General features: G+C 66.3%; 11 protein-coding genes. 8 read left to right on the forward strand and 3 right to left on the reverse strand.

All coding sequences use genetic code 11. From position 1 onward, the window contains the following. Positions 1-16 precede the first annotated feature (16 nt). From EV645_RS23410 to EV645_RS23445, 8 genes are all read left to right on the forward strand, one after another. On the forward strand, positions 17-2014 hold the full coding sequence (locus EV645_RS23410; RefSeq protein WP_242000594.1) for an alpha-amylase family protein: 1998 nt from the start codon (positions 17-19) through the stop codon (positions 2012-2014). 11 nt (positions 2015-2025) lie between these two features. Beyond that, positions 2026-3591, forward strand: a complete 1566-nt coding sequence (gene aceB, locus EV645_RS23415; RefSeq protein ID WP_130446088.1) for a malate synthase A — start codon at positions 2026-2028, stop codon at positions 3589-3591. A 165-nt stretch (positions 3592-3756) separates the two neighbouring features. Further along, positions 3757-5526 (forward strand): peptide ABC transporter substrate-binding protein, encoded by a 1770-nt coding sequence (locus EV645_RS23420; RefSeq protein WP_206751449.1) that lies wholly within the window; start codon positions 3757-3759, stop codon positions 5524-5526. A gap of 2 nt (positions 5527-5528) precedes the next feature. After that, positions 5529-6506, forward strand: coding sequence for an ABC transporter permease (locus EV645_RS23425; RefSeq protein WP_130446090.1), 978 nt, complete (start codon positions 5529-5531; stop codon positions 6504-6506). Then, a complete protein-coding gene (locus EV645_RS23430) occupies positions 6493-7401 on the forward strand; it encodes an ABC transporter permease (RefSeq protein ID WP_130446091.1) in 909 nt (302 codons plus the stop codon). The genes EV645_RS23425 and EV645_RS23430 overlap by 14 nt, the downstream gene beginning before the upstream one ends. Beyond that, positions 7398-8363, forward strand: a complete 966-nt coding sequence (locus EV645_RS23435) for an ABC transporter ATP-binding protein (protein ID WP_130446092.1) — start codon at positions 7398-7400, stop codon at positions 8361-8363. The genes EV645_RS23430 and EV645_RS23435 overlap by 4 nt, the downstream gene beginning before the upstream one ends. Continuing rightward, positions 8356-9132 (forward strand): ATP-binding cassette domain-containing protein, encoded by a 777-nt coding sequence (locus tag EV645_RS23440; RefSeq protein WP_130446093.1) that lies wholly within the window; start codon positions 8356-8358, stop codon positions 9130-9132. The genes EV645_RS23435 and EV645_RS23440 overlap by 8 nt, the downstream gene beginning before the upstream one ends. A 622-nt stretch (positions 9133-9754) precedes the next feature. After that, positions 9755-10798, forward strand: coding sequence for a hypothetical protein (locus EV645_RS23445; RefSeq protein WP_198681795.1), 1044 nt, complete (start codon positions 9755-9757; stop codon positions 10796-10798). A 3-nt stretch (positions 10799-10801) separates the two neighbouring features. Here the strand turns inward: EV645_RS23445 and EV645_RS23450 are convergent, their stop codons facing one another. The 3 genes from EV645_RS23450 to EV645_RS23460 all read right to left on the reverse strand — a co-directional run bounded on the left by EV645_RS23450 (position 10802) and on the right by EV645_RS23460 (position 14897). Next, a complete protein-coding gene (locus EV645_RS23450; RefSeq protein ID WP_130446095.1) occupies positions 10802-11782 on the reverse strand; it encodes an aminoglycoside phosphotransferase family protein in 981 nt (326 codons plus the stop codon). A gap of 209 nt (positions 11783-11991) precedes the next feature. Continuing rightward, the gene (locus tag EV645_RS23455) at positions 11992-13149 is read right to left on the reverse strand and encodes a DegT/DnrJ/EryC1/StrS family aminotransferase (protein WP_130446096.1); all 1158 of its coding nucleotides are present in this window, start codon (positions 13147-13149) and stop codon (positions 11992-11994) included. Beyond that, on the reverse strand, positions 13131-14897 hold the full coding sequence (locus EV645_RS23460; RefSeq protein WP_130446097.1) for a polysaccharide deacetylase family protein: 1767 nt from the start codon (positions 14895-14897) through the stop codon (positions 13131-13133). The genes EV645_RS23455 and EV645_RS23460 overlap by 19 nt, the downstream gene beginning before the upstream one ends. Positions 14898-14932 lie beyond the last annotated feature (35 nt).

Genomic DNA, 14932 nt, shown 5'->3' on the forward strand with positions numbered 1-14932 from the left:
TTGGTACCAAAGGACCTTGAGGTGGGCGCAGACGAATCTCACCGAGAAGGATCCGGCCCGGTACGACGCCGAGTGGTGGCGGGAGCACTGGCGTCGTACCAAGGTGCAAGGGGTGATCGTCAACGCCGGCGGGATCGTCGCGTACTACCCGAGCAAGTTCGAGCTGCAGCACCGCGCGGAGTACCTCGGTGATCGCGATCTGTACGGCGAGATCGCCAAGCTCGCGCAGGAGGACGGGCTGACGGTGCTGGCCCGGATGGACTCGAACCGGGCGCACCAGCCGTTGTACGACGCGCATCCGGACTGGTTCGCGATCGATGCCGACGGCAACCCCTATCGTGCCGGGAAGTTGTACGTCGCCTGTGTGACAGGCCCGTATTACAAGGACTTCCTGACCGGGATCCTCGAGGAAATCATTGAACGCACTGAACCGGACGGGTTGACCGACAACAGCTGGAGCGGCCTCGGACGGGACTCGATCTGCTACTGCCCGAACTGTCGCGACAGCTTCGGGCAGGACCTCCCGGCATCGCCGGACTGGGCCGATCCGGTCTACCGGCAGTGGATCCGCTGGAGTTACGACCAGCGGCTGGCGGTGTGGGATCTGAACAACGAGGTCACGCGGCGCGCTGGTGGTCCGGACTGCTTGTGGATCGGGATGAACGGGGGCGAAGTAGTTGCTCAGAGCAAGAGGCTGCGCGACGACGTCGAGATCTGCAAGCGGGCGTCGATCTTCATGCTGGACTCGCAGTGGCGGCACGAGGAGTCCGGGTTCCAGGCGAACGCGGATTCCGGCAAGCGTCTGCACGGGCTGCTCGGTTGGGACACGCTGATCCCGGAGAGTACGGCGATGTACGACGCCGGCGTACCGACGTTCCGGCTCGGGAGCAAGCCTGAGCCCGAGGCGCGGATGTGGGCGCTCGAGGGGTGGGCCGGCGGGATCCAGCCGTGGTGGCACCACATCGGGTCGGTGCATGACGACCGGCGGCAGTATGCAACGGCGCAGCCGCTCTTCGAATGGCACGAGGCCAACGAGGAGTTCCTCGTCGATCGGGAGCCGGTGGCTACGGTCGGGCTGTTGTGGAGTCAGCGCAGTGTCGACTTCCACGGGAAGGACGAACCGGAGACGGTGAGTCAGCTGCCCTACCGCGGGTGGGTGGATGCGCTCGTCCGGGCACGCATCCCGTACCTGCCTACGACTGAAGTTGATGACCGCTTCGAGGTAATCGTCGTGCCGAACGTCGGTGTGCTGACCGACGAGCAGATCGCCCAGCTGCAGGCCTACCGCGGCCGCTTGGTCGTGACCGGGGAATCGGGGCTCTACGACGAGTGGGGCGATCGCCGGGATGACTGGGCGTTGGGCGACCTGCTGGGAGTCCGGCACGCGGGCAAGCGGCTGGGCGACGGGACGGTGACCGACTGGGAGAACTACGACAGTCACAGCTACCTGCGGATCGAGGACCGATCGGTTTTCGACGGCGACACCGACGTACTGCCGTTCGGTGGGCAGCTGGAGGTGGTGGAGGCCGACAAGCCTGCGCTGACCTGGATTCCGCCGTTCCCGATCTATCCGCCGGAGAAATCGTGGATGGAGGAGCCGCAGAGCGACACCCCGGCTCTGGTCCTCGGCGAGCGTACGGCCTACCTCGCGGCGGACCTCGATCGGCAGTACGCGAAGCATCACCACCCGGATCACGGGAAGGTGCTCGCGAACCTGGTCCGGCACGACGGCATCCCGCTGCGCGTGGACGGTGCCGGCGTACTCGATTGTCAGCTCTACCAGCAGGGTGACCGGCACATCCTGCACCTGGTCAACCTTGATCAGGGTGGCGCGTGGCGCGGTCGTCTGGAGGAGTTCACGCCCGCCGGCCCGTTCACGGTGTCGCTCAGAGTGACCGGGTCGAGAGCGCGACTCCTCGTCTCGGGTGATGAGGTAGAAGTGAAGGAGCAGGACGGCTGGATTACGGTCGAGGTAGACCGGATCACCGATCACGAAGTCGTAGTACTGAGCTAAGGGAGCGACACGTGTCCATCGACGTCACCGGCCCGATGAACGAGCGGTACGACGAGATTCTCACCGAGCGTGCGCTCGGACTCATCGAGACGTTGCACCGCACGTACGACGGGCGGCGGAAAGAGCTGCTGGAGCGCCGCGAGCAGCGGGTCGCGGAGATCGCGGCCGGGGCGTCGCTGGGATTCCTGCCGGAGACGAAGGACGTCCGGGACGACCCGGAGTGGCGGGTTGCGCCCGCCGCTCCGGGTCTGATCGACCGGCGGGTGGAGATCACCGGCCCGACCGACCGCAAGATGACGATCAACGCGCTGAACTCCGGCGCCAAGGTCTGGCTGGCCGACCAGGAGGACGCGAACACGCCCACCTGGGAGAACGTGGTCGGTGGCCAGCTCAACCTGCTCGACGCGATCACCCGGCGGATCGACTTCAGCACCGACGCGAAGAGCTACGCGCTGAAGCCGGACGAGGAGCTTGCGACGATCGTCGTACGGCCGCGGGGCTGGCACCTGCCGGAGAAGCACATCCAGGTCGACGGTGAGCCGGTCAGCGGCTCGCTGGTCGACTTCGCGCTGTACTTCGCCGCGTGCGCGGAGCTGCAGATCGCCCGCGGGCAAGGACCGTACTTCTACCTGCCGAAGATGGAGTCGCACCTCGAGGCACGGCTCTGGAACGACGTGTTCACGACGGCACAGGACACGATCGGCATCCCGCGCGGGACGATCCGCGCGACCGTGCTGATCGAGACGTACCCGGCCGCGTTCGAGATGGAAGAGATCCTGTACGAACTGCGGGACCACTCCGCGGGGTTGAACGCCGGGCGCTGGGACTACATGTTCAGCGTGATCAAGACGCACCGGACCCGCGGCACGGACTTCCAGCTGCCGGACCGCAACAGCGTGACGATGACCGTGCCGTTCATGCGCGCGTACACCGAGCTCCTGGTGCGGACGTGCCACAAGCGCGGCGCGCACGCGATCGGCGGGATGGCGGCGTTCATCCCGAGCAAGGACCCGGCGGTCAACGAGCAGGCGTTCGCGAAGGTCGAGGCCGACAAGACCCGCGAGGCCGGCGACGGCTTCGACGGCTCGTGGGTCGCGCACCCGGGCATGGTCGAGACCTGCCGGACCGTGTTCGACTCGGTGCTCGGCGACAAGCCGAACCAGGTCGACAAGCTCCGCGAGGACGTTGCCGTGACGGCCGATCAGCTGCTCGACGTCGCCTCCACGCCGGGTGAGGTCACCGAGGCCGGCCTGCGCAACAACGTCAGCGTCGCCGTGCAGTATCTGGCCGCCTGGCTCGAGGGCACCGGTGCCGTCGGCATCTTCAACCTGATGGAGGATGCCGCGACCGCCGAGATCTCCCGCTCACAGATCTGGCAGTGGCGCCACAACCAGGTCGTCCTCGACACCGGCGAGACCGTAACCACGGATCTGGTCGAGCGGATCGCGGACGAGGAGATCGACAAGCTCGGCAACCCCGACCGCTACGACGCCGCCCGCTCGCTGTTCCTCGAGGTGGCCCTCGCCGACGAGTACACCGACTTCCTGACCCTCCCGGCGTACGAACGCTTCAGCTGACAAGGAGATCTGCCGCCTGTCGGGATCGCTGGTCTCGATCTTTTCGGTAATGGCCGTAAAGCGTTGACATCGACGCTGTGACGGCCCTACGGTCGCGACCATAAGTCGAGTTCCGGACGCCAGAAAGGCGGCACTCCCTTGCCCAAGCCTGTGTGGTCTAGCTCGGTGCCGCCGGTCGGTCAGACCCGGCGCGACTTCCTGCGACTGTCGGGTCTGACCATCGCCGCACTCGGCGGCAGCTGGTCGCTGACCGGCTGCGGACTGTTCGGCGACGACAACGACAAGGCCGCCAACGGCCAGTCGACGCTGAAGATCGACTACGTCCCGGTCGAGGTGCTCGACCCTCAGGTGATCACCAACGGCATGTGGATCCTCAGCCGGGGGATCTCCGAGGGCCTGGTCACCCAGACGGAGAAGGGCGACAACGTCCAGCCGGCCGTCGCGTCCGAGTGGAAGGTCTCGGATGACAACCTGACCTACACGTTCACCCTGCGGGACAAGGCTCAGTGGTCCGACGGCAAGCCGGTCGTCGCCAAGGACTTCGAGCGGACCTACAAGCGGCTGTTCACCCCGGCGGGCGGCTCGGCCGGCGGCACGACGCTCGGCGCCAACAGCTACCAGACCGCGACCGGGATCAAGGGCGCCCAGGACTTCCTGTCCGGCGTGCTGACCGACTGGTCGAAGGTCGGCGTGAAGGCGAACGGGGACCATGAACTGGTCCTCACGCTCTCGAACCCTAATCCGGACTTCCTGCTCGCGCTGACGCACCCGGCGATGCTGCCGCTGCCGATGGATCTGGTCGAGGGCAAGCCGAAGGACTGGCAGAACCCGCCCAACTACGTGTCCAACGGCCCGTACACGGTCACCGAGTGGGTGGCGAACTCCCGGCTGATCCTGGTGCCGAACGAGAAGTACTGGGACCGCGACAACGTCAAGGTGGACCGGATCCAGGTCAACCTGGTCGAGCCCAGCGCGGCGGCGACCGCGACCGTTCCGTACGAGAACGGCGAGACAGACCTGGTCCAGCTCGCCGGCCCCGACGTACTGCGGTTCCAGAAGGACGCGGACCTGTCGAAGCAGCTCGAGCAGACCGAGAACTACAGCATCCTCTACCTCGCGAAGCTGCGTAGCCAGCACAAGGCGATGGAGGACGTCCGGGTCCGCAAGGCGCTGTCGCTCGCGCTCGACCGCAAGACGCTGGCCGGTGTGCAGCCCGGTCAGGAGCCGGGTGTCTCGCTGGTGACGAGTCGGACCGCCGGCTGGGACGAGAGCATCGGGATCAAGGATGACGCTGCCGAGGCGAAGCGGCTGCTCGCCGAGGCCGGCTACCCGAACGGTCAGGGTCTGCCCCCGGTTCGGCTCCTGGTCGGCGTACCGGACACCACGCTCGCCGACGCGATCGTGGACAGCTGGACCAAGCAGCTCGGCATCAAGGCGAGCGTCGACCACGTCGAGGCCGGTGTGTACACCGAGCGGCGCTGGCAGGTCCAGAAGGGCAACTACATCGGCTTCTACTACGGCACGTTCGCCGGGCTGCCGACGTGGCCGACGATGGTCGGGTCGCTGTGGTCGCCGAAGAACGTGCAGGAGATCAGTCTGCCGAGCGATCAGTGGCAGAAGTATCAGGCGTTGCAGGACAACAAGAACCTGAAGCCGGCCGACAAGACCGCACAGCTCAACGCCGTACTGGCCGAGCACGCGACGGCTCCCGCGCGGGAGATCGGTGCGCTGGTCGACAAGGCCAACGTCGAGCCGGACGACGCGAAGCGGATGGGCTTGTACAAGCAGGCGGCCAAGCTGCGCGAGGAGCAATACCTGTACCTGCCGGTGCTTTGGCTGAGTCTCTTCCACGCGGTCAAGCCGAAGGTGCACGGCCTGCAGTTGCGCGCGTACCCGGACTACTTCTACCTCAAGCCGCTGAGCGTAGGGAGCTGACCGTGGGGCTCGCCGTCTACATCGGAAAGCGGCTGGTGCGGTTGGTCCTGTCCTTGATCGCGGTGTCGATCCTGACGTTCACGCTGCTACAACTTGCCCCTGGCAACTTCGCCGACCTGCAGCGGGTGAACAGCGGCGCGACGAACTTCGGTGGCGTCGGCACCGAGTCGATGGTCGGCGAACTCGAGACCCGGTACGGCGCCGACGTACCGGTCTGGAAGCAGTACCTGATCTTCATGAAGGGCGCGGTCGTCTGGGACTTCGGGCCGTCGTACAAGTATGCGAGCCGGAATGTGCAGGACATCATCGCCGAGGCGTTCCCGGTGTCGGCCACGCTGGCGTTGCTCGCGGTCCTGCTCGCGCTGCTGATCGCCGTACCGGTCGGGGTGTTCGCGGCGTTGCGGCAGAACAGCAAGACCGATCACGGGACGATGTTCGTGGTCACGCTCGGGCACGCATTGCCCAGTTATCTGAGTGCGGCGTTCATGATCTTGTTGTTCTCGGCAACCTTGAAGTTGTTGCCTTCCGGCGGCTGGAACGGCCCGAAGGACCTGATCCTGCCGGTGCTCGCGCTCAGCCTCGGGCCGGCCGCGGTGCTGGCGCGGTACGTGCGGTCGAGCATGCTCGAGACGTTGCGCGAGGAGTACGTCACCGCTGCGATCGCCAAGGGCGGCCCACGGCGTACGGTCATCGTCCGGCATGCGCTGCGCAACTCGTTGATCCCGTTGGTCACCGTGGCTGGTCCGCTCCTGGCGGCGCTGATGACGGGCACTGTTTTTGTCGAGGCGCTGCTGCGGATCCCGGGTCTCGGGCTGTACTTCGCGAACGCGGCGGCGAGCCGGGACATGCCGCTGCTGATGGGTACGGCGTTGTTCTTCGCGCTGATCCTGATGGTGACGAACCTGGCCGTGGACCTGATCTATCGCTTCCTCGATCCCCGAATCCGCACGGTGGGAGGTGTGTCCGATGACGGCCACTGAGGGCATCTCGGCCGCCGCCGGCGAGTCCGAGCAGGCTGAGCGGGCTGCGCGTGGGCCGTTGGCTCGGGCGTGGTCGCGGTTTCGCAAGCACCGGTTGGCGTTCGGCAGTCTGATCTTCTGCTCGCTGCTGATCATCACCGCGATCGCGGCGCCGCTGATCGCGCCGTACGGCTATGAAGAGACCGACATCCAGCACAAGCTGGCCGGGCCTGGCTCCGAAGGGCATCTGCTCGGGACCGACCTGCTCGGGCGAGACATTCTCAGCCGGTTGATCTACGGTCTGCAGACAGCGCTGACGGTTGCCTTTGGCGCGGAGTTGACCGCGCTCGTGCTGGCGTTGGCGATCGGACTGCTCGCCGGGTATCTCGGCGGCCGGGTCGAATCGTTGCTGATGGCATTCACCGATGTCATGTACGCGTTCCCGAGCTACCTGTTCGCGGTGGTGATGGTGACGGTGCTCGGCCGCAGCATCTTCGCGCTGGTGGTCGCGATCGGGATCGCGTCCTGGGTCACTCAGGCCCGGCTGGTCCGGGCGCAGGTGATGACGATCAAGGAACGCGAGTACGTCGAGGCGGCCAGGTCGATGGGCGCGAAGGGCAGCACGATCGCGATCCGGTACATCCTGCCGAACGCGATCGGGCCGATCCTCGTCACCACCAGCTTCGCGATCCCCGCCGCGATCGCCGCCGAGGCGGGCCTCGCCCTGCTCGGTCTCGGCGTACAGCCGCCGACGCCGTCGTGGGGCGCGATGATCAGCGAGGGCAGTCGATATCTGCTGGCGGCGCCGCACATGCTGGTCGCTCCGGCGGTGCTGTTCGCGCTGACTTTGCTGGCGTTCACGTGGATCGGCGACGGCGTACGGGATGCTTTCGACCCGAGCGGGGAGCAGCGATGAACGACGAGGCTTTGCTGTCGGTGCGTGACCTGCGGACGACGTTCGGCAGTTCGTTGACCGCGGTCGACGGCGTGTCGTTCGACGTACGGCGTGGGCAGGCGCTCGCGATCGTCGGCGAGAGCGGCAGCGGCAAGAGCGTGACGATGCGCAGCGTGATGGGCATCCTGCCCCGGACCGCGCGGATCACCGGCGGCCAGGCGTACTTCGGCGGCCGCGACCTGCTCGCGATCGGCGACAAGGAACTGCGCAAGATCCGCGGCCGCGAGATCGCGATGGTCTTCCAGAGCGCGATGGAGGCGATGAATCCGACGCTGACGCTGGAACGCCAGCTGACCGAACATCTGATCTGGCACGGTTTGTGCAACAAGGCCGAAGCGCGCAAGCGGGCCGTGCGGGCGCTGGGGGATGTCGGGATTCCTGATCCGGAGAAGCGGATTCGCACGTACCCGTTCCAGCTGTCCGGCGGCATGCGGCAGCGGGCGATGATCGCGATGGCGATGGTGACCGAGCCGGATCTGCTGATCGCCGACGAGCCGACGACCGCTGTCGACGTCACTGTCCAGCGTCAGATCCTGGACCTGTTGAAGGGGCTGAAGGATCGCGGCACTGGCGTCATCATGATCACGCACGATCTCGGTGTGGCTCGGTACTTCTGCGACGACGCGGTGGTGATGTACGCCGGTCGCGTGGTCGAGCGGGCGCCGATGGCTTCGCTGCTTGACGATCCACGGCATCCGTACACGGTCGGGCTGCTCGGGTCGAGCGTTGAGGTCGGCGGGCGGGAGTTGGCGCTGCGGCCGATCCCTGGTAGTCCTCCGGATCTGTCGCGGCGGCCTGTGGGGTGTGCGTTCCATCCTCGCTGCCCGCGTGCCGAGCTGCCCCGGTGCCAGACCGAGCAGGAGATCCTGACCATCGGCCCCGACCGGGACGCCGCCTGCTGGAAGGTGACCGTCGATGCCTGACGAACTGGTCCGCGCCGAGTCGGTCACCAAAGTCTTCCGGACCCGTGCGGGTGAAGTCCGTGCTGTCGACGACGTTTCGCTCACCGTGCATCGTGGCGAGACGCTCGGCCTGGTCGGCGAGAGCGGCAGCGGGAAGTCGACGGTGGCACGGCTGATGATGGGGTTGCAGCCGTGTACGTCGGGCCGCGTCGTGTTCGACGGGAACGACCTCGGCCAGCTGCCGGCACGCGAGCTGCGGGTCCTGCGGCCGCGGATGCAGATGGTCTTCCAGAACCCGTACGGCTCGCTCCTTCCACACTTCAGCGCAATCGGCAACGTGATGGAGCCGCTCCGCCTACACGAGCGCGGCGACAAGGCATCGCGCCGTACTCGCGCACTAGAACTCCTCGACCTCGTCGGCATCAACACACACAACGCCGAGCTATACCCGCGCCAGTTCTCCGGCGGTCAACAGCAACGGATCGCCATCGCGCGCGCATTGGCCCTCGAGCCAGACCTCCTGGTGTGCGACGAGCCAACCTCCTCGCTGGACGTCTCGATCCAGGCGCAGATCCTCGAACTGTTCACCGACCTACGAAACCGCCTCGGCCTCTCCATGCTGTTCATCTCCCACAACCTCGCCGTAGTAGAACGCCTAGCCGACCGCGTAGCCGTGATGAACAAAGGCCAGGTAGTCGAAGAAAGCCCAACCGAAACGCTCTTCCGCGCCCCCCAAGACCCGTACACCCGCCAACTCCTCTCCGCCGTCCTCCCAGTCCGCGCGGAGTAAAAACAGGAAGGGTTGTCCGCGCGTGTTGGGCCTTCTCTGCTGGTGTACGAGGGGAGAGGGCACAACAGCAGGGGAGAACCCTGGGGTGGCCAGTTTGGCCGGGAGTGGGGCGAGTGTTGGAGGTTTGGTGTCGGGATTGAGGGGGGCTGTCGTAGGGTTGCCGTTGATGTGCGAAGTTGGCTCGTCGCAGGTGGGGGAAGCGGGGTTGCTCGGGGTGTTGCCTGGGGGCTTCGAGGGGTAGGGCTCCGTTGGGGCGGGGTGTTGAAGGTGGCGTGGGGGCACGTGGAGGGTTTCGTCGGGCGGGGCGCGTCGGCCCGATCCGGAAGACCAGCGACGCTAAGCCTCAGATCGCCGTGCTCCTCGGCTCCGCTGCTCTCGGACTGCGACGAGCTGCGTTCTCTGTCTAGATTTCAGGAGTTGGCCGATGGATGACGAGATTCAGCTGATCAGTGACGGTGATGGGTTGGCGGTTCTCGGGGATCCGGCGGCTGTCGAACGCTTTTTGGTCTCTGAGGGACTGGAATCGAAAGATCTCGGGTTGCCGCGGCTTGGATCTGTTCTCAGTGCCGGGGCTGTTGCCGCACAGGCGGGTTCAGAGATTGCGGCCAACTCGGGTCGTTGGATGAAGATGACCAAGGATTCCGCGCGGCTTGTCGAGAAGCATGGGCTGAGGAAGAACGCCAATGGTCTCAACACTGGTGTGTTGAAGGGGAGTCACGGCCAGATCAAAGGGTTTGTCGAATTCACGAAGGGGTCGCTGCTGACCAACCCGGCGGTGCTGGCCGGGGCGGCGGGGATTATGGCGCAGCTTGCTATGCAGCAGGCTATGGATGAGATCACCGACTATCTCGCCACGATCGACAAGAAGGTCGACGACGTACTCCGCGCGCAGAAGGATTCTGTGTTCGCGGACCTGATCGGCGTGGACTTCGTACTGCGGGAGGCCATGACGATTCGGGAGCAGGTGGGCAGGGTCTCCGAGGTCACGTGGTCGAAGGTGCAGGCCACCACGCTGACGATCGCGACAACTCAGGCGTACGCGCTGCGCCAGCTCGACGCACTCGCGGAGAAGCTGGAGGGCGAGTCCAAGATCGGTGAGCTTGCCAAGACGGCCAAGGAAGCCAAGTCCACGGCCCAGGAATGGCTCGCCGTACTGGCCCGCTGCTTCCAGCTGCAGGACGCGATCGCCATTCTCGAACTCGACCGCGTCCTCGACGCCGCTCCGGACGAGCTGGACCACCATCGCCTCGCCCTCCGCGCTGCACGGAACAATCGGTTGGACCTCATCTCAAAGAGCACCGAGCGCCTGATGGCACGCATGGACGCGGCCGCTGGTACGGCGAACACCAAGGTGCTGCTGCACCCGACCTCGTCCCGGGAGGTGGTGGACTCGAGCAACCATGTCGCGCAGAACGTCGTGGAGTTCCACGGGCGGCTCGGGATCGAGCGCGGTCGGGAGTCGTTGGAAGCGAGAAGGTGGACGGACGCGGCCACGGAGGTACGCGACAAGGCGTTCGACGCGGGGGCAGACGGCGTCGGTGCCGCCAAGCGCCTCGGCAACGAGACGTTCGACCTGGCCAGATCGACGACGGGCAAGCTCTCAAGCCGGCTCACCGATCGAGTACGTCGGCGGCGTACCGACGAGGAAGCCGACCAGCAAGACTGAGCGCTAAGCCAGGTCGAGGTTGGACGTGAGCTGGCGCAGCTGGTCGAGCTTGCCGGGGACACCTCGCAGTAGATCGGCGATGGCGGCGTCGATTGTCGCGGGTTCGCCCATCCAGCTTGCGGCAGTGGCCTCGCCGAGTGAGACGCGGATCTGCTCGGCGAGAATCTGTAGGTGATTTCGGGTCACGCCGAGGAAGAGGTCCGGTCCTGCCCATCCGAGCTCCCCACCGGCTTCGGCGTACGCCGTGAGGATCTTGTTGATCTGCTCGGGGTCGCCGGCGCCGAAGATGTACGCGACCCGGCCGGCCTCGAGGGCCGCGCTGTCGGTCCGCACGCTGTCCCAGTCGACGAGGACAGGGCCGGACTCGGACATGACGATGTTGTGGGTCTTGAAGTCGCCGTGCGTTGTGACGATATCCGGGGCGACGTCGAGCAGTTCCGTGATGCGCTCGGTGGCCGCGAGGATGTGCGGAAGGCAGTCCGCGCACAGGCCCGCCCAGGGCACATCACGATCTCTAGCCATGGCGAACCAGCCCGCCCAGATCTCAGGCGATTGAATAGCGGGCCGCCACCACTCAGGCAGGCCAACCGCGCCGATTGGCTGCAGTTGATGGACTTGCGTCATGGTCCGCCCGAGCCAGACGGAGACGTCTCGGTCGTACGTCCGGTGCTCGATCCATCGGTAAACCCGAAACACCCGATCCTCGATGCGGGTCAGCCAATCCAGGAGCGGATCGATCGGCATGACCGGTCCTGGCATGTCGATGCGTGCTGCCCGCGCGTCGCGCTCGAACGCCATCGCGACAGCCAGCCCGTCGATCAACTGACTGCCGATAGTCGGAAAGTACCCTTTGACGAAGTAGCTTCCGGTCGAGGTGTTGAGCCGCCACGTATCGGCACCGCCCCGCCTGAAGTGCACAAGCTCGCCGGCGGGCTCCCCCAGATCGAACGCGATCGCGACTTCTCTCGGGGACGGCGTGTACAACGGTTCCCTCCAAGATCCCTGTAGCTACAGCGGATTCGTCAATGGTTCCAACGGCGGCTGGCAACGCAAGGTTCCTGCAGGACCACAACCGAAGCGAGGTCGTGAGCTGAACGGATGAGGGGTTGACCCCTGACTTGGTCGGTTGTACCCGCTGCATTCAAGGGGCCAACCGACAAGCTCGGGGTCAACCCGTCATATGGCGCGCGCCGCTAGTTCGTTTCGTTGACTGCGCTGGTGATGGTGGTGGTTATTGCTCGGGTTTGGTCTTCGGTTCCTAGTAGGTAGGTTTGCGGGAGCCAGATCGTTTCCGCCGAGACTGTGTCGGCGTTCGGGCAGTCGGCATCGGGGTACGGCTGGCCGAGCTTCTCGGTGATGGCTTTCGACTCTCGGAGTACGGCGGCGTTGCGGTGCAGGGGGACGTAGCCGCTGGAGGCTCGGGTGAAACCCGCTGTGGCAAGGGACTGTAGGACCGCTTCGCGGTGGTCGGGGAGGCGGAGCAGGAAGAGGTGGCGGCCGTGGGCTGTGATGGCTGGGTCTTCGGGGGCGAGGTGGATGCCGTCGACGTCGCGGAGTAGGTCCGTCAGGAGGCGGGCGTTGCGTTCGCGGACCTCCTGGACCGCTGGGTGGCGGCGGAGCTGGACGCGCAGTATCGCGGCCTGGAACTCGGTCAACCGCAGGTTGTAGCCGACGGCCTCGTGTTGATACCAGCCGCCGCCCGGCACCCGGCCGACGTTGACCAGCGAGTACAGGGCACCGGCCAACTCATCGTTGTCGGTGAGCACGGCGCCGCCCTCGCCGGCCGTGATGTTCTTGCTGCTCTGGAAGCTGAACGTGCCGAGGTCGCCGATCGCGCCGACCGGACGGCCTTTGTACGCCGCCCCGTGTGCCTGGGCCGCGTCCTCGATGATCGTCAGGCCGTGACGCCTGCCGAGCGCCGTGAAGGCGTCCAGATCCGCTGGCCGGCCGGCGAGATGGACGACGATGACTGCCTTCGTCCGCTCGGTGATCGCGGCCTCGACGGCAACAGGATCGAGCAGGTGGGTGTCCAGGTCCACGTCCGCGAAGACAGGAACCGCACCGACGAACAGCGCCGCCGAAGCAGTCGCGATGAAGGTGTACGGCGGCACGATCACCTCGTCGCCGATGCCGACGCCCGCGGCCCGCAGCGCCGCCGCGATGGCCAGCGTCCCGTTGCTCAGGCAGATCCCGAAACCCGCCTGCTGGTACGCCGCGAACTCCCGCTCGAACGTCGCGACGACATCGCCGCTCGTGCTGCCCCAGTTCCCCGAATTCAGTACCTCGAGCAGCGCTTTCGCCTCATCATCGTCGTACTGCGGCCACTCAGGCATCATGGTGTGATCACCCATCTGTTGTCTCCGGCAACGAGATCTGCGGACAGTTCGACGAAGGACCGGCCGTGCCGTACGACGATCCGGGCCGATCCCTCACCCTCCTTGACGATCGGGTCCGAACCACCTTCGGGTACGGCGAGCAGCACCGCGGCACCCTCGACAAGCTCAATCGCAAACGCCTGCACAGCAAGCCCGTCCGCTACCGGCTCGACCGCCAGCGTCACGCCGCGCCGACTGCGTTCCCACGCGTTGATCCGTCCGGCCGTCCACCACGGCATACCGCGCCGTCGCGCCTCGGCGGCCAGCTCGATACATGCTGACCGCGTCGCCGGGCGCTTGTGCAGGTGCGGGCCGTGAAAGAGGAAGTGCGCAACACCGTGGACAGCCTGTGCCCCGTCCAGGATCACATCGCGTACGGCGGAGTGGCCCGCCCACGCGAGATCCTGCGTGTGCAGCGGCAGATTCAGTACGTCGAACAACCGGTTGCCCTCAGCAACCGGTCCCATCGGGTACGAAACGTGTGCCGCGCCGAACACGAACCCCACATCACCCTGCTTGCTCGGCCCGCGCGATTCGTCGATCTGGATGCCGAGTCGCTCGCACCAGATGTAGAACTCGGTCCAGCCTTCCCAGCGGGTGTAGTGGTTCTTGTTCGAGATGATGACCTCGGTGCCCGTGACGGCCTGCGCCCAGGCGTACTGCGCCCGCATCTGCGGCCAGCCCCATACCGCTAGGTCGGCGTCGCCCATCGCGTTGTAATGCAGGGCATTCTCGTGTCCTGCCGCGGTGATCGCCGTGTGCAGCTCGGCGGAGTACCCGCCGGGGAAGACATGACACCAGGTGACTTCGACGTCGGCCTCGGCGAACGCGTCGAGTGCCGCCTGGCCCTCTTCCTCCTCGTTGCCGTCGGAGTCGTGCGACATGTGCGCGACCGCGTCGACTCCAGCCGGCCAGTACCCGAGCCACGGCACCACGGCGCCGGCTTGTTCGGCGCCCCACCACAGGCTCTGCGCGAACAGCGAGCACCACCAGTCGGCCTGCGGCTGGTCGAACATCGGTACGGCGCTCGGTGGTGGATACGTATGCACGAACGGCTCGACCAGTTCTGGCTCGCCCGGCGGCATCGCCCGGTCCCGTTCGAAGCTGAGCGTCATCCCGTCCTCGCACTTGAGGACGCCGTCGTCGATCGGCGCAGTACCGTCGGCGGCCGGCTCGCCGTCGGCGGTCACGACGTACCCCTGCTGGATGCGGACGATGCTCTGCCAGAGGTCGACGCCGTACGTCAGCACGATGCCCGCACCGAGCCGGCGAAGCGTGATCGCGGCCGAACCCGAGGAGTCCCAATGGGCGAGCACCTCGACGTCCGAACCCGTGAGCCGACTCCCGCCGACAGCGTGCAGCGGAACAGGTGGTCGAGACGACCACACAGCGCTCTCCGCCAGTACAACGTGGTCTTCCAGCACTGAGCCGTCAGCCGATACCCCTGCAAGTGCAGACAGCGGACCGGGATCGCCGACCAGGATCAGTACGCCGCCGTCGCGCACCCACTGCTCAAGCCCGGGGTCCGCCTCAGCAGTGGTCGCGACGATCAATACACCGCCATCCGAAACACCGGCTTCGGACAGCGGGATCTTCAGATACGGCAGGCGGAGATGACCGAGCACCTCATCCAGATAGACCCACCAGGCGTCCTGACCCGCCCGATGGGCCCGCTCCGACGCCACCTGGTTGTCCACGACCGAGACCGCATGACGTTCTCGCACCCCGCCAACCCTGCCGTACCCCGCTACTGTCGGCA

Origin of the sequence: Kribbella rubisoli (assembly GCF_004217145.1) — a bacterium.
GTDB classification, from domain to species: Bacteria; Actinomycetota; Actinomycetes; order Propionibacteriales; family Kribbellaceae; genus Kribbella; species Kribbella rubisoli.

What these genes read in the sequence shown, in the direction of transcription:
- EV645_RS23430 (WP_130446091.1), top strand. Translation starts at nt 6,493, where the DNA reads ATGACGGCCACTGAGGGCATCTCGGCCGCCGCCGGCGAGTCCGAGCAG.
- EV645_RS23435 (WP_130446092.1), top strand. Translation starts at nt 7,398, where the DNA reads ATGAACGACGAGGCTTTGCTGTCGGTGCGTGACCTGCGGACGACGTTC.
- EV645_RS23440 (WP_130446093.1), top strand. Translation starts at nt 8,356, where the DNA reads ATGCCTGACGAACTGGTCCGCGCCGAGTCGGTCACCAAAGTCTTCCGG.
- EV645_RS23445 (WP_198681795.1), top strand. Translation starts at nt 9,755, where the DNA reads ATGAAGATGACCAAGGATTCCGCGCGGCTTGTCGAGAAGCATGGGCTG.
- EV645_RS23455 (WP_130446096.1), bottom strand. Translation starts at nt 13,149, where the DNA reads ATGGGTGATCACACCATGATGCCTGAGTGGCCGCAGTACGACGATGAT.